The sequence below is a fragment of the Neoroseomonas lacus genome, assembly GCF_014644535.1.
Classification (GTDB): Bacteria; Pseudomonadota; Alphaproteobacteria; order Acetobacterales; family Acetobacteraceae; genus Neoroseomonas; species Neoroseomonas lacus.
In genome coordinates this window covers 34,387-54,068 of the sequence record NZ_BMKW01000006.1, presented here as the reverse complement: position 1 = coordinate 54,068, position 19,682 = coordinate 34,387, and the positions used below count along the sequence as shown (strand labels likewise).

Below are 19,682 nucleotides of genomic sequence, written 5' to 3'. Positions count from 1 at the left end.
GCTGGAACCGACCGGCGAGGCCGCTCCCATACGATGCGTCGGGGAGCGGCCTCGTCGGCTTGCGTGCCGGGACGATCGCTGCCGGGGGCATGCGGTGACTTCCGCATGACGTTCTCCGCCGGCACTTCATGTCCCCACAGGTCAGGCCTAGCTCACGCGATCAAACGGATTCATCAGGAAAACATAGATGTCTTCATCGGATATCCCCCAAGCCCATCCGCGGCGCATACGGTGCGAATGATCCCGGGCCGCGCAATGTGGAAATCGATCGCCAGAATCCCGACATCTTCCTACCGCCGGCAACCGACAATGGCTCCATCCCGAACCTGAAGTTCTCCTTTGGGATGGCGCATAATCGCCTCGAACTCGGTGGATGGGCCCGTGAAGTGACGGTGCGGGAGCTGCCCGTCGCCAAGGGCCTGGCCGGCGTGGACATGCGCCTCGGCGCCGGTGTGGTCCGGGAGATGCATTGGCACAAGGAAGCTGAATGGGGCTACGTGCTCGAAGGGCGCTGCCGCGTGACGGTGGTCGATCACGAAGGAAGCGTCTATGTCGACGACCTGAAGGCCGGCGACATCTGGCTCTTTCCGGCCGGCATTCCGCATTCGATCCAGGGTCTTGCGGAGGGCTGCGAGTTCCTTCTCGTGTTTGACGACGGCAATTTCTCCGAGAACGAGACGCTGCTGGTGACAGAGCTGATGGCGCATATGCCGATCGATGTCATTGCCAAGAACTTTGGGGTTGCCGCGGAACATTTCGCCCAGCTTCCGCCCAAGGAGCGGTACATTTTCCCGCTGCCCGTTCCAGCGCCGATCGAAGACGTTCTCGCCAGGCTGCCCAAGCAGCGACCCCCCATGCCGTTCACGATCCACGGTGCCGATCTCACGCCCAGCCAATGGAACGGCGGAGCCACCACCGTCGTTGACGTCCGGAATTTCCCCGTCACCAACATGGCCGCCCTGATCATCGATCTTGAGCCCGGTGCCATGCGCGAAATCCACTGGCACCCGGATGCCGATGAATGGCAGTTCTACATCCAGGGTGAAGCGCGCATGACCGTGTTCGACGCGACGTCGAAGGCGCGGACCTTCAACTACCGGGCCGGCGATGTCGGCTATGTGCCGAAGACTCTGGCGCACTACATCGAGAACATCGGAACCACGCCGGTTCGGCTTCCGAACGTCTTCAACAAGCCGGAATTCAAGGATGTCGCGCTGAACCAGTGGCTGGCCCTGACGCCACCCGAGCTGGTGCGCGACCATCTCAATCTCGATGACACTGCCATGGCCGTGCTCAACCCCAACAAGCGTGCCGTCGTACGCTGATTGATGCCCTGACAGGCGGCCTGCTGATGCAGGCGCCTGTCGAGCACATGCCGTTCCGGCGTTGTCGATCGGCACATGCGGTCGGCACCGATACGCTGCGCCCATGGTCAAAGGCCAAGGATGACCCGCCCTCAGGAATCCCTGACGACCACCGACCGACTACCGGGTTGGCAAATCCTCTTACAGGCGACACTGATGACGACGCTCGCCGGATTTGACGATGCGGTGGGCTACATGGCAACGGGACATCTGTATCTGTCATTCATGAGCGGCAACAGCACGCAACTCGGCATGGCACTGGCCCGGGGCGATGCGCGCTCAATCATCTTGTCGGCCGTGGTAATCGGCGCGTTCATGCTTGGGGCCTTCCTGGGTTCCCTGATGTCAGCGGTCGAGGCGCGGGCCCACCTGCCGCTGGTTCTCATCTGTGAGGTTCTTTGCTTCGCCCTGGCCTGGATGCTGCTCGGCCCATGGACAGCACATGCCGCTCTGCTGTTCGTCGCCCTCGCGATGGGGATGCAGAACGCGAACCATGTGGCGATCGGCGGGGCTTCGATCGGCAGGAGCTACGTGACTGGGGCTCTCTTCGGCGTGGGGGATGCGCTGGCCCGTGCCTGTCTTGGCAAGACCGGTGTCGCGGAAGCCGGCGTCTACGCTACCACCTGGCTTGCATTCATCGCCTGCGTGATCGGTGGCGCGGCCACGATCGAGGGCCTGCGTCTGCCGGCGGCACTTCTCGCCGGCGCAGGCGTGGTCGCGGCGCTGATCGTCTTGTCAATGATTTGGCGGCGACCGGGCGTGCCGATCCACGGCGGGGGCGTGCAAATCACGTCGGCTTGAAGCACGCGTGCCGTGCCGACTTCACGACCATCACAGCGGCATCAAGCGACAGTCTCCGGTCGCCGTCTCACGGCCTCGGGCAAGTACGAAACGCGGCTCAGGATTTCGAAAGCGCGCGCAGGCGAGGCACTCGACACTGCGGCTCGTAATTTCGGAAATGGGCAAGGCCAAGATGTCGGGCAAGCGGATCATACGACCTTACCATGATGCGGCCGGCGGCTGGGGCGCGCTGCGTGCCACCGGCGCCGCGCTGCTGGGCCAGGACACGGCATTGCGGGGGAGCGCCACGCTTCTCCGGGTGAACCAGCCCGACGGCTTCGACTGCCCGGGCTGCGCCTGGCCGGATCCGAAGCACACCTCGTCCTTCGAGTTCTGCGAGAATGGCGCGAAGGCCGTTGCGTGGGAGGCCACGGGCCATCGCTGCACGCCGGAGTTCTTCGCCGCCCATAGCGTCACCGAACTCGAATCATGGGGCGACCATGATCTGGAGATGCAGGGGCGCATCACGCACCCCATGGCCTATGATGCCGCGACGGACCACTACCGGCCGATCGGCTGGGACGACGCCTTCGCGTTGATCGCGCGCCATCTGGCCGCGTTGCCGAGTCCGAATGCAGCGGAGTTCTATACCTCCGGCCGCACATCGAACGAGGCTGCCTTCCTTTACCAGCTCTTCGTTCGCACCTTCGGTACGAACAACTTCCCCGATTGTTCCAACATGTGCCACGAGCCGACCAGCGTCGGCCTGCCGGAATCGATCGGCGTCGGCAAGGGCACCGTGCTGCTGGAGGATTTTGATCGCGCCGATGCGATCTTCATCTTCGGGCAGAACCCCGGCACCAACAGCCCGCGCATGCTGACTTCGCTGCGCGACGCCGCCCGACGTGGGGCGCGCATCATATCCTTCAATCCGCTGCGCGAACGCGCGCTGGAACGCTTTCAATCACCGCAAAGTCCGGTGGAGATGGCGAGCATGTCCTCCACACCGATCAGCGACAGCATCTACCAGCTGCGCATCGGCAGCGACGCCGCGGTGCTGAAGGGGCTCATGAAGGCAATCCTCGAGGCCGACGACGCCGCGCTGGAAGGCGACCTTCCTCGCTTCCTGGATTACGCCTTCATCGCCGGCCATACCGCCGGATTCGAAGCCGTGGCCACCGACCTTCGCGCGACCGCCTGGGAGGACATCGAGCGCAAATCCGGCCTTGACCGTGCGGTGCTGACGCAGGCGGCCGGGGTGTACATGACCGCGGAGCGCGCAATCCTGGTCTATGGCATGGGCGTGACGCAGCACCGGCGCGGCGCCGAGGTCGTGCAGCAGGTGGCCAACCTCGCCCTGATGCGTGGCAATGTCGGTCGGGAGGGTGCGGGCATCTGCCCGGTGCGCGGCCATTCCAACGTGCAGGGTGACCGCACGATGGGCATCGACGAGAAGCCGTCCGCCGCCTTCCTCGACCGGCTCGGCGAGCACTTCGGTTTCGATCCGCCGCGCGCGCATGGCCACAATACCGTGGCGGCGCTCGAGGCGATGCAGCGCGGCGAATCCCGCGTGTTGTTCGGCATGGGTGGCAACTTCGTCTCCGCAGTCCCCGACTGGCAACGGACCTGGCCGGCGATCCGCGGCCTCGACCTCACGGTGCATGTATCGACGCGCCTGAACCGCAGCCATGTGGTCCACGGGCGCGCGGCGCTGATCCTGCCGTGCCTCGGCCGCACCGAGGTCGATGTGCAGGCCAGCGGTACGCAATCCATCACGGTCGAGGATTCGATGTCGATGGTGCACGCCTCGGCCGGGCGCAATGCGCCGGCCTCGGAGCATCTGCGCAGCGAGATCGCCATCGTCGCCGGCATGGCCCGGGCGGTGCTCGGCGCGGCCTCCCCGATCGACTGGGAGGGCTTTGCCGCGGATTACGACCGCATCCGCGATGCCATCGAGGCAGTGCTGCCGGCCTTCCAGGGCTACAATGCCCGCATTCGCGTGCCGGGCGGCTTCCACCTGGCTTCCCCGGCGCGCGAGCGGATCTGGATGACGCCATCCGGCCGCGCGAACTTCCTGGTGTTCGACGGCCTCGACGAGGATGAGCACGAGAGCGATCCGGAGGTGCTGTGGCTCGCCACGCTGCGCAGCCATGACCAATACAACACGACCGTCTACAGCCTCACGGACCGCTATCGCGGCATCCGGGGCCGACGCGACATCCTGTTCCTGAACGAACGGGAAATGCAGCGGCGCGGCCTCGCGGAAGGCGACCGGGTCACCCTCACCACTGCCTCGACCGACGGCGTGGTGCGCAGTCTCGATGGGCTCGCCGTGGTGCCCTACCTGCTGCCGGACCGATGCTGCGGCGCCTACTATCCGGAAGCCAATCCGCTGGTGCCGCTATACCTGCACGATCCGATCAGCGGCACACCGGCCTCCAAGGCGGTCCCGGTGCGTATCGTGCGCAGCGCGACTCCGCGTGTCGGGGAGACTGTGTGATGGACGCGCTCATCCTCTCCCGGCTGCAATTCGCGGCCACCATCGGATTTCACATCCTGTGGCCGACCTTCAGCATCGGAACAGCGGCCTTCGTGGCCTTCCTCAGTTTCCGCTGGTGGCGCACCGGCAATCCGGTGTTCCGCGACCTCATGCGCTTCTGGTCGCGGCTGTTCGGTCTCAGCTTTGCGATGGGCGTGGTGACGGGCCTAGTGCTGAGCTACGAGATGGGAACGAACTGGGCAGGCTTCTCGCAATCGACCGGACGGGTGCTCGGGCCGCTCTTTGCCTATGAGGTCCTGGTCGCATTCTTCCTCGAAGCCGGCTTCATCGGCATCGTCCTGTTCGGTGAGGGACGCATCAGCCGCGGCGCGCATCTGATCGCCTGTTGCATCGTCGCTTTCGGGACACTGCTGAGCGCAGCACTGGTGCTGGCCGCCAATTCCTGGATGCAGACCCCCGGCGGAGTGGTGCGCGATGCCGATGGCATCTTCCATGTGACGGATTGGCTCGCGGTGATCCTGACCCCCTCCTATCCGTACCGCGTGATGCACATGCTCGGGGCGAGCTTCCTCACCGTCTCGTTCCTGGTGGCGGGCGTCTCCGCAATTCAGCTGCTGCGCGAACCGGGCCAGGCAGCGGCACGCAAGGCCTTCTCGCTCGCATTGTGGGCGGCGCTGATCCTCGCGCCGTTGCAGATCGTGCTTGGTGACATGCACGGGTTGAACACGCGGCAGTACCAACCGACCAAGCTCGCCGCCATGGAAGGGCTGTGGGAAAGTGGGCGCGGCGTGCCGGCGACGCTGTTCGCCTGGCCTGACATGGATGCCGAGCGAAACCGCTTCGCCGTGGAGATCCCGCGGCTGGGCAGCCTGTACCTGACCCATTCCTGGAATGGCGAGGTGCGGGGGCTGCGGGCGGTGCCGCGCGAGGACAGGCCTTATGTTCCCATCGTCTTCTTCGCCTTCCGAATCATGGCCGGCATCGGCATCCTGTTGCTGACGGTGGCCATCACCGGCGCCATCCTGCGTCTGCGAGGACGCCTGTTCGCATCGCGGCGCTTCCAGTGGCTGACCATCGCCGTATCCCCGCTCGGTTTCGTCGCGGTGATCGCCGGTTGGACCGTCACCGAAGCCGGGCGCCAGCCATGGGTTGTCTATGGCCTGCTGCGCACGGCCGACGCTGTCTCCCCTGTGCCATCGGCGGCTGTGGCGACGTCGCTGCTGCTGTTCCTCCTGCTCTATGCCGCGCTGCTTGTCGTCTTCATCGGCTTTGCCACACGCTTGATCCTGCGCGGCGTGGCCACGTCACGCACCACCGACCTTGATCGCCGGAGTGAAGCCCATGGATGAACCCGTCATGTTCGCAGCCCCGCTTGGGCTCTGCGGCATCGTTTATGTGCTGGCCGACGGTTTCGACCTCGGCGTCGGCATCCTCTCCCTCGCCGCCCCACGCGAGGTCGAGCGCCTGGCCATGATCGAAGGGCTGGAGCCCATCTGGGATGGCAACGAGACCTGGCTGGTGATGGGTGCGGCACTGCTCTGGGCCGCCTTTCCCGCGGCCTTCGCGGTGCTGCTATCGGCCTTCTACCTGCCGGTCATGGCAATGCTGTTCGCGCTTATCCTGCGTGGCGTGGCGATCGCCTTCCGCGGCAACGCCGAACGGTTCCGCCGAGCTTGGGATGTCGTCTTTGGTGCCGGGTCCGTTCTCGCCGCGCTGGCGCAGGGCATGATCCTCGGCGGTCTGATCAATGGCGTCTCCGTGCATGACGGCCGGTTCGCTGGCAGCGCGACGGATGTGCTGAGCGTGCTCGGCCTTCTCTGTGGCGTCGGCCTGATGGGTGGCTACGCGCTGTTGGGTGCCGGCTGGCTGATCTGGCGTTCGGAGGGCACCACTCGGACGTTCGCGCGCGAGGGCGGTCACGCAGCCCTGATCGTGACAACCGCCATGCTCGTCGTGGTGAGTCTGTGGACCGCCCTGGTTGACCCGCGCATCGCCGAGCGCTGGTTCGGCTGGCCAACCATCCTGTGGCTGGCCCCGGTACCGATGCTGGCCATGCTGGCTTCGGCCGCTACGTGGTTCAGCCTCTGGGGTGAAAGCCGCGTGCGACCCCTGCTGCTCGGCGTGGTGATCTTCCTGTGCGGTTTCGCTGGCCTGGCCGTCAGCCTTTGGCCCTACGCCATTCCGCACAGCGTCACGATCTGGCAAGCCGCGTCGGATCCGCAGAGCCTCCGCTTCATCGGCTTCGGTCTCATCATCGTGCTGCCGGTGGTGCTGGCCTACCAGGCCAATGCCTATTGGGTGTTTCGCCGCAGTGCCCAGACAACGCCGGAAGGATATGAGTCATGACGATGATGATGCAGGCCGCAGCGGCCGAGATCCTCGTGCCGGCGGCCAGCTCGGCCGCCTGGATGTCGCGGCTCGGACACATCGACCTTGCCGAGGAAGTCCCGGTGGCGCTCGTCTACAATGGCGTGTCGCACGCTGTGATGATGGCGACGCCACGGGAACTGGAGGATTTCGCGCTCGGCTTTTCGTTGTCGGAGGGCATTCTCGAGGATTCGACCGAGTTGCTCGACATCGAACAACGCGCGACCTGTCGCGGCATCTCCGTCGAGATGACGGTGACACATGAGCGCTTCGCCGCGCTGATGGCGCGTCGCCGGAACCTGGTGGGCCGGACAGGCTGTGGTCTTTGTGGCGTCGACAGCCTTGACCAGGTGTTCCGCCCGCTCAGCCCGGTCGGGACCGGCGAGGTGATCGCCCCTTCCGCCATCGCGCACGCAGTCGCGAACCTGCCGGCGCTACAGGACCTGCATCTGCGCGTGCACGCCGTGCACGCGGCCGCCTGGGCCACGTCGCAGGGTGACGTCGTGCTGGTGCGCGAGGATGTCGGGCGTCACAACGCGCTTGACAAGCTCATCGGTGCGCTGGCCGCGGGGCCGGCGGATCCCGGGGAGGGTTTCGCCGTCATCACCAGCCGCTGCAGCTATGAGATGGTGCAGAAATCAGTTGCCGCCGGCATCGGCGTGCTGGTTGCGCTGTCGGCGCCGACGCAGCTTGCGATCGAGATCGCGCAGGATGCAGGCCTGACCCTCGTGGCCTGGGCTAAGGGGGCGCGCCGGACGATATGCACACATCCGCACCGTATTGCGCCCTGAACCACGGAGACGATAAAGGGCCGGCATGGGATGGGCGGCGCCGCTCGCCGACGAGATAATGCTCCCGCCACCCACGGCATCGCAGATCAGCAGGTGGCGGCACCCAAGCGACCCTTGATCCAACGCCGCCTGTTTACTTGGACCGCCGGCGCTGGTGACCCCGCATCTGCGGGTTGATCCTGCGTTCCTCGCCCGGCTGGCGAATGGCGAGCCGGATGTCATGCCCGTGCAAGCGTAGCGTCCACTTCCGCACAGGCGGCATCGACGCTAAACCTCCGTATAGTTCCTGTGTCGCCGCAGCCATGGCATCGTTCGTGCTTGGGAACTGCTGTATCAGTTCACGTGTCAGGAAATGGCGGCGGATCCGTGGGCGAACATCCAACGACCGATATGCATCGAAGCCCACCGGCATCGTTGCGGCGTGGCGGGCAACGATCGGGGCCGGCTGCGAACCGCAATGCGCTGCTGGCCACCGCGCTTTTGCTGACAGTTGCGATCTTCCTCTTCGACACCATCTCGCCGCTCGAAGGCGCGGTGGCCGTGCTGTATGTCGTTGTCGTCCTGCTGGCGGCGCGGACTGGGCGTCGCCGCGACATTGTCATGGCGGCCGGCGGCACGCTGCTGCTGACGCTGATCGCCTATTTCGAAACACACGGATTCCGGTCCGTCGGCTCCGCGACATTTCGAGCGATGGTGAGCCTTTCGGCCATCGGCATTACGGCGGTGCTGGCGTTGCAGGGTTGTGCCGCGACCTCGGCGTTGATGCGGAGCGAAGGCCGCTATCGCCGCATGTTCAACACAAGTCGGATCGGCGTCATCGAGGAAGATTGGCGCGGCATTCGCGCCGCGTTGCATGGTCTGGGATCCGTATCGTGGCACGATCTCGCCACTACCCATGACGGCGCGTTGCAGGAGGTCAGGAGCATCCGCACCCTGGTGCGCATGATCGACGTCAATCCGGCAATGCTCGGCATTCTGAATCGCAGCGCCACCAAACCCGTCGATGCGAGCGCCGAAAATCTCCGCATCGTTGGTGACCGCATCTTTGCCGAGACCCTGGACGCCTTCGCGCGCGGCGAACCATTCTTCGAAGGTGAGTCCGAGCTCCTGCACGCCGATGGCAGCCGTACGCCATTGCTGTACACAGTGACCTTCCCCCCGGCGGACGATCCCGACGGAAGCGTGCTCATCTTCCTGGTGGACATCACGGAACGCCGGCAGGCACAGGACGCGCTGCTTGCTGCACAGGCTGGTCTTGCTCATGCCGCTCGCACGGCGACGCTCGGCGAGCTCTCGGCGTCCATTGCGCATGAGGTGAACCAGCCTCTGATGGCCGTGGTCACCAATGGGGAGGCCGGTCTGCGCTGGCTCCGCCGCGCTTCCCCGGACCTGGCGGAAGTCGATCAGGCGCTGAGCCGCATCGTGGCCGAAGGCAACCGGGCGAGCCAGATCGTCGCGCGCATCCGATCCTTCGTGAAGAAGGCGCCACTCCAGCAGGAGTTGCTGAACATGACGACGATCATCGACGAGTCCGTTCTCATTGTGGAACGGGAGCTCCTGGCAGCTCAGGTGGACCTCACGATCGACATTGCACCGGACCTGCCCCCGGTACGCGGCGATCGGATTCAGTTCCAGCAGATCATGGTCAACCTGATGATCAATGCGGGCCAGGCCCTGGCCGTGCGTGATGAGCCACGCCTGATACGCGTCTCCGCCAGCCTTGATGAGGGCGGGCGTATCGCTGTCATCGTTGCGGACAACGGCCCCGGCATAGGACCGGCCGAGCTTTCGCGGCTCTTCGAACCCTTCTTCACGACCCGCGAGCAGGGGATGGGGATGGGCCTGGCCATCTGCCGGACCACCGCCGAGGCGCATGGAGGACGGTTGTCCGTCGAGAGCCGCCCGGGTGAGGGCGCGGTCTTCCGCCTCAGCCTCCCTGCCGTCATCCAGGAGCACGCCGCAGCATGATCAAGTCAGGTCCAGGCGGCGCGCCCGCGCAGAAACCTCCTGCGGAGGAGATCGTCATCATCGTCGACGATGACGCGTCCGTAAGGGCGTCGCTCGACAGCCTGCTGCGCTCGGTGGGCTTCGCCACGCGCCAGCACGCCTCGCCGGTGGAACTTCTCGGCACGCCGGTCCCCGATATCCCAGGCTGCATCGTATTGGATGTGCGCCTTCCCGGCATCAGCGGCCTCGATCTCCAGGGTGAGCTGGCGCGCATTGGCGTCGCGATGCCGATCGTCTTCATGACGGGGTATGGCGACGTGCCGATGAGCGTGCGCGCCATGAAGGCCGGTGCGGTGGATTTCCTGCCCAAGCCGTTCAGGGACCAGGACATGCTGGATGCCGTCGCCGCCGCCGTGGGCCGGGACCGACAGCGGCGCAAGACCACCGAAGCGGCCATCGATCTCCGCGAACGCTACGAGACGCTGTCTCCGCGCGAACGAGAAGTCATGGTGCATGTTGTCGCCGGCCTCATGAACAAGCAGGTCGCCGGGCGCATCGGCCTGAGCGAGATCACCGTCAAGATCCACCGGGGCAATGCGATGCGGAAGATGCAGGCGAAGTCACTGGCCGAGCTCGTGCGCCAGGCGGAAGCCCTCGGCCTGCCGCGACCATAGTCTGACACCTTGCAAACCTCTGTATAGTTCCAAGACCAGCCATCAGCGGCGATAAGACACGAAGCCGCACGATGGATCCTCGTCGTGCGGCACGGCACCGAGGTCCCCTGACTGATGAGCCACTTTGCTCAGATTGCCATCGTTGATGACGACGAAGCGGTACGGAACGCACTGTCCAGCCTGTTGCGTTCGTTCGGCTATGAAACCCGCGGATACGGGTCCGCCCTGGCGTTTCTCGATGAAGAAGGGCACCAGAATCCGGCCTGCATGATCCTTGACGTGCAGATGCCGGGCATGGACGGCCCGGAGCTTCAGGCCTGTCTGCTGAGTGCCGGTCGCCGCTTCCCAATGATCTTCATGACGGCCTTTCCTACCGAGGCGATCCGGCGAAGGGTCATGGAGGCCGGCGCAAAGGCCTATCTGAGCAAACCCGTGGACGGCAACACCATCGCGCATTGTGTCGCCGCGGCACTGATTGATGGCGGCAGCAGGGATGGGTCGGGCCACCTGGCAGACGGACACTCGGCCTGACGGCGGCAACTCCGTCGGAATTCTCGATCACGAACGACGATGCGGGTGGCGCGCACCGCTCCGAGCGCGACGGTCACCATGGCCGACTGGCGCGAGGCCGAGCGGCTCTGATCCGGCGTGGTTGCAACACCGGGCGGGCGCTCGGCGGCACCCAGGCAGCACAGCGACGCCTTTCGAAGCACCACGACGATCACGAGCGCGACGCTCCGTGACGGGGTCCGACGGGCTCGAATGCAGGCATGATCAGCGAGGATTTTGAAGCACCATGACGAATCCCGTCCGATCCTGTCTGCGCCGCCTGCCAATCACCTTGCTTCTGTCCGGTGCGCCCGCCATGGCATCCGCGCAGACGCTGCGCGAATCCCTCGCTGATGTCGCCCGTGCGGGCGACATCGCCGGCGCCCTCCATACCTTCTCGATCTTCGGCGGGGTGCCGGGCATCAGCGCGGCGACCTACGATTCAGGCGGCCTGCATCTGGACAGCTACAAGGTGCCCGTCGCGCACAGTTTCGCACCTGTCGAATCTAGCTGGCTCGGAGGTGCTGCGCCGTATGTAGAGTTCACGGGCGGCTATAACCACGGCCGCGAGAACGACATCGTGTCTGACCGAGGCTACGGCGCAACCGGGGCGCGCTTCACCTACGATGCCGTCACAGCACTCGGTGGCGTCGGGGTCGACATCCCCGTTCTCGAGGCGCTGGGCGGCAAGACCATTATCCGGCCGATCTTCCTGGTCGGCTATACCAGGATCGATAGCGATGCGCGCTTCAGTGGTGTAGTTGCCCCCGTGCTGGCGCAGGCGACGCGGGGCCTGTTGACGAATGTATCTCTCGACAGTCTGCTCATCGGCGGCGCCGTGGCCGCGCTGCACGAGCGCGACCTCGGCAGACAGATGACGCTGCAGGCCGGCCTGCGCTTCAACCAGATTGCCGATATCGGCCTGAGCGCCAGCGATCCGGCATTCGACATCACAAATGGCTTCAGCGTGGCCACCGCCAGCGTCGAGCTCAAGGGCCCCACAGGGTTCGAGGTCGGCAGCCTTTCGGTGCGCTGGATCGCCTTCGCATCCGGCACCTGGATGCTCGGCCAGAACAACGATGCGTTGGGATTCTCGCGATTCGCGGAGCTTGGCGGGGGGCTCGAATTCGCCGATGGGCAGCTGCTGCCCGGGGTTAGCGCGGTCAGCCTGCGCGGCTCCGGCATCGTCGGCGACGGCGTCACCGGCTGGAGTGTCGGCGTCAGGGTCAGCTTCTAGATCTACGACGCCGCGCCAATCCGCAAGTCTCCACGCGATCCTGGAAGAAGCCTTGCTCGCTTGGGCGGATGGTGTCCGCGCAATCTGGACTGATGGAGCAGACCCTGAACGCAGCATCCGATGACGCCGTAGCAGCCCACAGGCGAGCCGAGGAGATGCGGGACGCGATGGCTGATCGCCTTCTCTATGAGGCGCTGTCCGAGACGTTCCCGGCCAGCGATCCGGTTTCGCTCGTCCAGCCAGCCGCGGATCAGGACGGAGCGGGCGATCCACCCGGCGGCGGCGGTGCACATGGGACTGCGGCGCGATGATCGACAGCCGGATCCTGTGGAGCCTTGCCGGCGATATCGATGGCGTCGATGATGTGGCGCGGTCCGGGCCGCCGGCGTATTTCGATCATCACGCCACGACGCCGGTCGACCCGCGCGTGCGCGAGGCGATGCTACCCTTTCTGGGCGCGTTCTTCGGCAATGCCGGATCGGCCGAGCACCCGTATGGATGGCGTGCCCAATCGGCCGTCGAGGGCGCCCGGCGCGATGTCGCGGCGCTGGTCGGCGCGCGTCCCGCCGATGTGGTGTTCACGTCCGGCGCCACCGAGGCCAACAATCTCGCGCTGCTCGGTGCGCAGACGGGCGCGCGGCGTCACCTCATCACGACGTCCATCGAGCATGCATCGGTTCTGGCCTGTGCGGCCGAGTATGCCCGCCGCGGCGGCACTGTCACGTATCTGCCAGTGGACGGCGATGGCCTTGTCCACCCCGATGAAGTTGCGGCAGCCATCCGGCCGGACACCGGCCTGATCTCCATGGCGTTCGCGAATCACGAGATTGGCGCGATCCAGCCGATCCAGGAGATCGGCGTGCTGGCGAAGCGGCATGACATACTGCTGCATGTTGACGCCGCGCAGGCGGCAGGTCGCATCCCGATATCGCGGGCCGGTCTGCAGGCAGATTTCATCAGCCTGTCCGCGCACAAGATCTATGGACCGCAGGGCGTCGGCGCGCTCATCGTCGCGAGGGATTCGCGCGACCGGCTTGCCCCGATCCTGTTCGGCGCTGGTCAGGAGCGGGGCCTGCGACCGGGTACATTGCCAGTTCCACTGATCGTCGGCTTTGGGATGGCCGCCGCGCTCGCGCTCCGCGCACTGCCGGAGGAACCGCAACGGATCGCGGCCCTGCGCGAACTTCTGCTCGAAAGGCTGCGCGTCATTCCGGGGCTCCGCATCCATGGTGGCCTGACCCATAGGCTGGCCGGCAATCTCAATCTTGGCTGGCCGCGGCTGGTGGCGCGCGACCTTATCTACCTCCTGCGGAACGACGTCGCGATATCCTCCGGCTCGGCCTGCGGTTCGGGCGCGCTGCATCCCTCGCCGGTGCTGCAGGCGATCGGCTTGACTGATGCACAGGCGCTCGGCGCGTTGCGCATCGGATTGGGGCGCTTCACCACGAGGCAGGAGGTGGTCGGGGCGGCGCGGGCCATCATCCGCGCCGCAGAGAGCCCTGGCTGAGGCGCGGACATGGCGCATGCGGAACGCGCCAACAGGCGTCGCGCGGAGTCAGGATCATGGCGGGTGAGTAAGCTTCGGACCATGGCTCGAGGGACCGGCCGCGTCAGCCCTGTAAGGCTGGCGCGCCCGATACTGTCCGTGTTCGTCGCTTCGAGGGCCTGGTTTCAGCCGGCCCTTCAACGAGGGACGGTCAGCGTTCGCCGGCCGACGCCCTCTGCTCCGCGGCGCAGACATGCTCACCACGGATCGCGGCGAAGGGCTGCCACTGTGCGCCGCCGGACACAACGCGATGCTCAGCGATCGCCACGGGCGGCATCGTCGCTCTGCGGTCCCGCTCGGCCTTGCGCCAGGCGTTCGGCGTCATGCCGACCACCCGCTTGAACACCGTGGTGAAATGCGCCTGGGTCTGGAAACCAACGGCGAGCGCCACCTGCACGATCGGCTCGCGCGTCTCTATCAACATGTGGCGCGCATGCTGGATGCGACGATGCGTGACGTAGTCGTGCGGACGCTGCCCGGTGGCCAGCTTGAACTGCGCGGCGAAGTGCATCTCGCTGAGCCCCGCGCTTACCGCCAGATCGGACAGCAGGATCCGCTCGCCGATATTGGCATCGACATGCGCCTCCACGTTGCGCAGTTTCCACTTCGGAAGCGGCGATACGCGCCGACGGCTGTCCTGCGATCCGGTTCCGCGCAGCGCAGCCAGGCGGTCGAGCAGGCTGGCGTGGAAGGCCTCGGTGTAGAAGCCGCTGAGCACCGCCTCCGCCTGTTGGGATGGCAGCAGGGCGCGGACGAAGTGCGCCATGGTGGCGTCCGGACAATCGTCTCCGCCGTCGAGATGCGCGATGCCGCCGAGGCCTGCGCGATCGAGGGTGGTCTCGGACGTCGTTGCATTGAACTGGGCCATCGGTATCGCCTTCATCATCTCGATGGACACATCTGACGGCAGGCTGGATCGCGAGGACATTCTACGCCGGGTCGTCGCGCTCGCACCTTGGCGTACCGAAGGTAAACCAAGGTATGAGTTCGACCATGGCAGGACGACGACAGATCGCCGCTACACAGAAATCGTGCCGATTCGACAATCCGCGCCCGCGCAACGGCAGACCTGCGGGCAGCCCGCGCCTAGCCTTCGCCGATACCACGGACCCAGCGGTGTAGGTTGGCGCACAGTGTGTGCCGATTCATCGGGGGATATGTTGGTATGGCCTTCGGCAGGGACATCACGACATGAAGCTGGCGCTTCCCTCACATCTGTTCGCCATCCTGGTGCTGGCCATGACGACGCTTGTCCAGGTCGCCATGGCGCAGCCGGTGCCTGTCGAAGTCGCGCCGCTCCGAATGGCTGATGTCCCGCTCACGCTCGACGGCCTTGGCTCGATGCAGGCCCTCAACACCGTCACTCTGCGGGCGCAGGTCGATGGCATCCTCCAGCAGATCCGCTTCAGGGAAGGCCAGGAGGTTCATGCCGGCGATGTGCTCGCGCAGATCGACCCGCGCCCCTACCAGGCGGCGCTGGACCAGGCGCTCGCCCGCAAGGCACAGGACGAGGCGTTGCTTCACAACGCACAGCTCAACCTGCAGCGCTATGCGGATCTCGCGCGAGACGACTTCGCGTCACGCCAGCAGCTCACGAACCAGCAGGCGCTGGTCGCCCAATTGCAGGCGCAGCTGCAGGGCGACGACGCCACCATCGCGAGCGCCCGCATCCAGCTCGGCTACACGACGCTGACCGCGCCGATCAGCGGCCTGACCGGCATCCTGCAAGTCGATGCCGGGAACCTGCTGCGGGCCGCGGAGGCCACCACGATCGTGGTGATCGCGCAGGTGCGACCGATCGCCACGATCTTCACGCTGCCCGCGGAGACCCTGCCCGACATCCGTCGCGCGATGGCCGCCGGGCCGTTGCGCGTGACTGTGATGGAACGGCAATCGAGCCGCCGGCTCGGTGAGGGCACCTTGCTGCTGGTGAACAACCAGATTGACCCGGCGAGCGGGCAGTTGCAGCTCAAGGCGGAACTGCCCAATGCAGACGGGGCATTGTGGCCGGGCCAGTTCGTCACGGTCCGCCTGCTGTTGCGCGTCGATCACGCGGTGCCGACAGTGCCATCGACAGCCATTCAGCGAGGGCCAGACGGTTACTGGGTGTACGTTGTGCGCCCTGACCAGACCGTCGCGCCGCAGCCGGTACAGGTGGCGCGTATCGCCGACGGCATTGCCGTGCTGGATGGTGGCTTGCCGGTCGGCACGACGGTCGTCACCAACGGCCAGTTCCGCCTGCAGCCCGGCAGCCGGGTCACGGTAACGGGCGGAACCCAGGGCGGGCCGGCCCGATGAACATCTCCGCCCCCTTCATCGCGCGCCCGGTGGCCACCATCCTGCTGATGATGGCGCTGCTGTTCCTCGGCGTCGTCAGCTATCCGCTGCTGCCCGTCGCGCCACTGCCGCAGGTCGATTTCCCGACCATCGCAATCACGACCCAGCTCCCCGGGGCCAGCCCGGAAATCATCGCGACCTCCGTCACCGCGCCGCTGGAGCGCCAGTTCGGGCAAATCCCCGGCGTCACCTCCATGACATCGAGCAGCGTGCTGGGCAGCAGCGCCATCACGGTCCAATTCGACCTGACCCGCAACATCGATGGCGCGGCTCTCGACATCCAATCCGCGATCAACCAGGCGGCCGGCCAGTTGCCGGGCAACCTGCCGTCGCCGCCGCAATACCGGAAGGTCAACCCGGCTGACGCGCCGATCCTGGTGCTGGCCGTCCAATCGGACCTGCTGGCACTGACCCAGGTCGATGATTATGCGGAGACGATCCTCGCCGAACACCTCGGGCAGATAGCGGGCGTCGCCCAGGTCGGCGTCAACGGCCAGCAGAAGCCCGCGGTGCGCATCCAGATCGATACCGCGAAACTCGCCTCGCTCGGCCTGTCGTTCGAGGATGTGCGCAGCGCCATCGCGGCCCTGACCACGGTCGCGCCGCAGGGTTCGCTGGAACGGAGCACGCGGTCCTTCGTCATCTATGACAACAGCCAGTTGCTGGCGGCGGCGCAATGGAATGACGCCATCATCGCCTATCGAGGCGGCGCTCCGGTCCGTGTGCGTGACATCGGCCAGGCGGTCGATGCGGCCGAGAATGCCCGCCTTGCCGCCTATGCCAATGGCCGAGCAGCCATCATGCTCGCCATCAGCCGCGTGCCGGGCGCCAACGTCATCGCCACGGTCGATCGCATCAAGGCGGCACTGCCCGCGCTGCAAGCCGCCATTCCGCCCAGCGTGACGGTGACCGTGCTGAGCGACCGGACACAGACCATCCGTGCCGCCGTGGCGGATGTGCAGAGAACCCTGGTCCTGACCATCGGCCTGGTCGTCGCCGTCATCTTCGTCTTTCTGCGCAATCTCCGCACGACGCTGATCCCGGCGGTCTCGGTGCCGCTCGCCCTCATCGCGTCCTTCGCGGTGCTCTATGCGCTCGGCTACAGTCTGGACAATCTGTCGCTGATGGCGCTGACCATCGCGGTCGGATTCGTCGTGGACGATGCCATCGTGATGCTTGAGAACATAGAGCGGCACGCGCAATCGGGCCTGTCGCCCCTTGCGGCGGCATTGCGCGGTTCGGGGGAGGTCGGCTTCACCATCGTCTCGATCAGCATATCGCTGGTCGCGGTGTTCATCCCGCTGTTCCTGATGCCGGGCATCGTTGGGCGTCTGTTCCGCGAATTCGCGGTGACCGTCACGGCAACCATCCTCGTCTCGGTCATCGTCTCACTGACGCTGACGCCGATGATGGCCGCCCGCATGCTGCCACCCCATGATGCGACGCAGCGCCATGGCAGGCTGTACCGGCTGTCCGAAGCTGCCTTCAACGCGATTCAGGATGGCTATCGACGGATGCTGGATGTCGCGTTGGCGCATCAGCCCGCGATGCTGATGCTGTTCTTCGCAACGATCGTCGCGACCGGCGTGGCGTTTGTGCAGATTCCCAAGGGCTTCTTTCCGCAGCAGGATACTGGGCTGATCCTCGGCACAATCCAAACATCGCCGGAGACATCCTTCGAGGAAATGAAGCGCATCTCGCTGCGATTGGCCGATATCGTTCGGCATGATCCGGATGTGGCGACCGTCGGCATGAGCCTTGGCAGTGCAGCAGGCTTGACGGAGAATCAGGGACGTCTGTTCATCAGCCTTACCCCGCGCGACGAGCGCCAGGCATCAGCGGGCGAGATCATTCGGCGCGTGAGCCCCGAACTGGCCGCCGTGCAGGGCGCCAGGACGTATCTGCAATCGGTCCAGGACATCAATGTCGGCGGGCGTCTTGCCAGCACGCAGTACCAGTACACCTTGCAGGATGCGAACGCCGCGGAGCTGGATCTCTGGGCGCCGCGAATCTTCGCGTCGCTCGGTGCGCTGCCGCAGCTCCGCGACGTCGCCAGCGACCAGCAGACCGGCGGCACGACCCTCACCATCGAGATCGATCGCGACGCCGCCGGCCGCTACGGCATCACGCCGCAGCAGATCAACAGCACGCTGTACGACGCCTTTGGGCAACGGCAGGCGGCCCAGACCTTCACGCAGACGAATTTCTACCACGTGGTCCTGGAGGCCCTGCCGGCGATCCAGGCGGCACCGACAGCGTTGCAGCGGATCTTCATGACCTCCCCCGTGACGGGCCGACAGGTGCCGCTCTCCTCATTCGCCCGGTGGAGCAGCGCGCCGACGCGACCCATCGCGGTCAATCACCAGGCCCTCTTCCCGTCGGTGACGCTTAGTTTCAATCTGGCAGCCGGCGTCGCACTGAGTGACGCGGTGACGGCGATCGACCAGGCGATGTCCAGGCTGCGGCTGCCGGGCAGCCTGCGGAGCAGCTTCCAAGGCAACGCACAGGCCTTCCAATCGTCGTTGAGGAGCGTGCCGGTGCTGATCCTGGCCGCGCTTGTTGTAGTCTACATCATCCTCGGCATTCTCTATGAGAGCTTCGTTCATCCGCTCACCATCCTGTCGACCCTGCCCTCGGCGGGACTCGGGGCGGTGCTGGTGCTCTGGGCCGGTGGCTATGATTTCGACATCATCGCGATGATCGCCCTGATCCTGCTGATCGGCATCGTGAAGAAGAACGGCATCATGCTCGTGGATTTCGCGCTCGCGGCGGAACGGGAGCAGGGCAAGCCGCCGGTCGATGCCATTCGTGACGCCTGCCTGTTGCGCTTTCGTCCCATCCTGATGACGACGGCGGCGGCGTTGCTTGGCGCGCTGCCATTGATGCTGGCAACGGGAACCGGCGCGGAACTGCGGCAGCCGCTCGGCTTCGCGATGATCGGGGGGCTCGCGGTGAGCCAGCTCCTTACGCTGTTCACGACGCCGGTGGTCTATCTCTACCTCAGCCGCCTTCGTATGGGCGGGAAGGATCTTGCTCCTGCGTAAGCGCATCGCGGCGCGGCGCCTTTTGGCCGCGCCGCTGACGAACATGACCTGGCGCGAATCGAAATGGCGACGCCTGAGGCCGACGCGGTCCTGAACGAGTTTGCGCCGCCCCGGCAATCCTGTTCACCTTGATGAAGATGCGCGTGGTCGGACGTGGCGATTGTGAGCCGACGTCAGCCACCAGCGTGCTCTTCAAGTTTCGTCAATTCCCCTGACATCGCACGACTGATCTTGGACGAAGCTGCGCGTGCGAGCGAAAGAACCCGTGTTGCCTCCGCGATATTCGGCGGCGAGCGATTCAGCCAATGATGTGCGGCATCGACACCAAGCGCGATCACCGTCAGTGAGTTCTTAACCAAATGATCCGTGCACGCGCCATACATCGGTGTGCGTCCAAGATCAGTCATCTGTCGTGATGCCGGAGGGCGCTCGAGAGTCGACTTCGCGGCTTCACGGTCATGGGCTGTCAGGACATTCATCTGGGCGCTCCAGTAGCCGTCGTCTTGAGATGCACACGCGTCATCCACTCGCCGCCGCCAACATGCC

The 19,682-nt window shown here is 65.7% G+C and carries 16 protein-coding genes; 14 read left to right on the top strand and 2 right to left on the bottom strand.

Annotated features, from left to right (window positions below):
• The first annotated feature begins 200 nt into the window (after window positions 1-200).
• The 12 genes from IEY36_RS12800 to IEY36_RS12745 all read left to right on the top strand — a co-directional run bounded on the left by IEY36_RS12800 (window position 201) and on the right by IEY36_RS12745 (window position 13,716).
• Window positions 201-1,325, top strand: a complete 1,125-nt coding sequence (locus IEY36_RS12800) for an oxalate decarboxylase family bicupin (protein ID WP_373290324.1) — start codon at window positions 201-203, stop codon at window positions 1,323-1,325.
• Between the two features lie 195 nt (window positions 1,326-1,520).
• Window positions 1,521-2,165: a YoaK family protein gene (locus IEY36_RS12795; protein WP_188967466.1), complete on the top strand. Its 645-nt coding sequence runs from the start codon at window positions 1,521-1,523 to the stop codon at window positions 2,163-2,165.
• 172 nt (window positions 2,166-2,337) lie between these two features.
• Window positions 2,338-4,644: an FdhF/YdeP family oxidoreductase gene (locus IEY36_RS12790; protein ID WP_188967767.1), complete on the top strand. Its 2,307-nt coding sequence runs from the start codon at window positions 2,338-2,340 to the stop codon at window positions 4,642-4,644.
• Window positions 4,644-5,993, top strand: a complete 1,350-nt coding sequence (locus IEY36_RS12785; protein ID WP_188967465.1) for a cytochrome ubiquinol oxidase subunit I — start codon at window positions 4,644-4,646, stop codon at window positions 5,991-5,993. The genes IEY36_RS12790 and IEY36_RS12785 overlap by 1 nt, the downstream gene beginning before the upstream one ends.
• Window positions 5,986-6,990: a cytochrome d ubiquinol oxidase subunit II gene (locus IEY36_RS12780; RefSeq protein ID WP_188967464.1), complete on the top strand. Its 1,005-nt coding sequence runs from the start codon at window positions 5,986-5,988 to the stop codon at window positions 6,988-6,990. Before IEY36_RS12785 ends, IEY36_RS12780 begins: the two co-directional genes overlap by 8 nt.
• Window positions 6,987-7,802, top strand: coding sequence for a formate dehydrogenase accessory sulfurtransferase FdhD (gene fdhD / locus IEY36_RS12775; RefSeq protein WP_229681291.1), 816 nt, complete (start codon window positions 6,987-6,989; stop codon window positions 7,800-7,802). The genes IEY36_RS12780 and fdhD overlap by 4 nt, the downstream gene beginning before the upstream one ends.
• Before the next feature lie 366 nt (window positions 7,803-8,168).
• Window positions 8,169-9,770: a sensor histidine kinase gene (locus IEY36_RS12770; RefSeq protein ID WP_229681290.1), complete on the top strand. Its 1,602-nt coding sequence runs from the start codon at window positions 8,169-8,171 to the stop codon at window positions 9,768-9,770.
• Window positions 9,767-10,423 carry a response regulator transcription factor gene (locus IEY36_RS12765; protein WP_188967463.1) on the top strand — a complete coding sequence of 219 codons (657 nt, stop codon included), beginning with the start codon at window positions 9,767-9,769 and terminating at the stop codon, window positions 10,421-10,423. The genes IEY36_RS12770 and IEY36_RS12765 overlap by 4 nt, the downstream gene beginning before the upstream one ends.
• 114 nt (window positions 10,424-10,537) lie before the next feature.
• Window positions 10,538-10,954, top strand: coding sequence for a response regulator transcription factor (locus IEY36_RS12760; protein ID WP_188967462.1), 417 nt, complete (start codon window positions 10,538-10,540; stop codon window positions 10,952-10,954).
• 265 nt (window positions 10,955-11,219) lie between these two features.
• Window positions 11,220-12,209, top strand: coding sequence for a hypothetical protein (locus IEY36_RS12755; RefSeq protein ID WP_188967461.1), 990 nt, complete (start codon window positions 11,220-11,222; stop codon window positions 12,207-12,209).
• A 92-nt stretch (window positions 12,210-12,301) separates the two neighbouring features.
• Window positions 12,302-12,520, top strand: coding sequence for a hypothetical protein (locus IEY36_RS12750; protein WP_188967460.1), 219 nt, complete (start codon window positions 12,302-12,304; stop codon window positions 12,518-12,520).
• Window positions 12,517-13,716 carry a cysteine desulfurase family protein gene (locus IEY36_RS12745; protein WP_188967459.1) on the top strand — a complete coding sequence of 400 codons (1,200 nt, stop codon included), beginning with the start codon at window positions 12,517-12,519 and terminating at the stop codon, window positions 13,714-13,716. The genes IEY36_RS12750 and IEY36_RS12745 overlap by 4 nt, the downstream gene beginning before the upstream one ends.
• Window positions 13,717-13,906: 190 nt before the next feature.
• On the opposite strand, the gene IEY36_RS12740 is transcribed toward IEY36_RS12745, so the two are convergent.
• Complete coding sequence (locus IEY36_RS12740; RefSeq protein WP_229681288.1) at window positions 13,907-14,623, bottom strand: helix-turn-helix domain-containing protein; 717 nt, start codon at window positions 14,621-14,623, stop codon at window positions 13,907-13,909.
• Between the two features lie 371 nt (window positions 14,624-14,994).
• Here IEY36_RS12740 and IEY36_RS12735 point away from each other — a divergent pair, with 371 nt between their 5' ends.
• Together IEY36_RS12735 and IEY36_RS12730 are read left to right on the top strand one after the other, a co-directional pair.
• Window positions 14,995-16,053: an efflux RND transporter periplasmic adaptor subunit gene (locus IEY36_RS12735; RefSeq protein WP_229681319.1), complete on the top strand. Its 1,059-nt coding sequence runs from the start codon at window positions 14,995-14,997 to the stop codon at window positions 16,051-16,053.
• A complete protein-coding gene (locus tag IEY36_RS12730; protein ID WP_188967458.1) occupies window positions 16,050-19,136 on the top strand; it encodes an efflux RND transporter permease subunit in 3,087 nt (1,028 codons plus the stop codon). The genes IEY36_RS12735 and IEY36_RS12730 overlap by 4 nt, the downstream gene beginning before the upstream one ends.
• A 173-nt stretch (window positions 19,137-19,309) precedes the next feature.
• On the opposite strand, the gene IEY36_RS12725 is transcribed toward IEY36_RS12730, so the two are convergent.
• Window positions 19,310-19,615 carry a hypothetical protein gene (locus IEY36_RS12725; protein ID WP_188967457.1) on the bottom strand — a complete coding sequence of 102 codons (306 nt, stop codon included), beginning with the start codon at window positions 19,613-19,615 and terminating at the stop codon, window positions 19,310-19,312.
• Window positions 19,616-19,682 lie beyond the last annotated feature (67 nt).

Coding starts and splice junctions, on each gene's coding strand:
- IEY36_RS12745 (WP_188967459.1), top strand. CDS start 12,517: ATGATCGACAGCCGGATCCTGTGGAGCCTTGCCGGCGATATCGATGGC.
- IEY36_RS12760 (WP_188967462.1), top strand. CDS start 10,538: ATGAGCCACTTTGCTCAGATTGCCATCGTTGATGACGACGAAGCGGTA.
- IEY36_RS12790 (WP_188967767.1), top strand. CDS start 2,338: ATGTCGGGCAAGCGGATCATACGACCTTACCATGATGCGGCCGGCGGC.
- IEY36_RS12755 (WP_188967461.1), top strand. CDS start 11,220: ATGACGAATCCCGTCCGATCCTGTCTGCGCCGCCTGCCAATCACCTTG.
- IEY36_RS12725 (WP_188967457.1), bottom strand. CDS start 19,615: ATGAATGTCCTGACAGCCCATGACCGTGAAGCCGCGAAGTCGACTCTC.
- IEY36_RS12750 (WP_188967460.1), top strand. CDS start 12,302: ATGGAGCAGACCCTGAACGCAGCATCCGATGACGCCGTAGCAGCCCAC.
- IEY36_RS12785 (WP_188967465.1), top strand. CDS start 4,644: ATGGACGCGCTCATCCTCTCCCGGCTGCAATTCGCGGCCACCATCGGA.
- fdhD (WP_229681291.1), top strand. CDS start 6,987: ATGACGATGATGATGCAGGCCGCAGCGGCCGAGATCCTCGTGCCGGCG.
- IEY36_RS12740 (WP_229681288.1), bottom strand. CDS start 14,623: ATGGCCCAGTTCAATGCAACGACGTCCGAGACCACCCTCGATCGCGCA.
- IEY36_RS12765 (WP_188967463.1), top strand. CDS start 9,767: ATGATCAAGTCAGGTCCAGGCGGCGCGCCCGCGCAGAAACCTCCTGCG.
- IEY36_RS12735 (WP_229681319.1), top strand. CDS start 14,995: ATGACGACGCTTGTCCAGGTCGCCATGGCGCAGCCGGTGCCTGTCGAA.
- IEY36_RS12795 (WP_188967466.1), top strand. CDS start 1,521: ATGACGACGCTCGCCGGATTTGACGATGCGGTGGGCTACATGGCAACG.
- IEY36_RS12780 (WP_188967464.1), top strand. CDS start 5,986: ATGGATGAACCCGTCATGTTCGCAGCCCCGCTTGGGCTCTGCGGCATC.
- IEY36_RS12730 (WP_188967458.1), top strand. CDS start 16,050: ATGAACATCTCCGCCCCCTTCATCGCGCGCCCGGTGGCCACCATCCTG.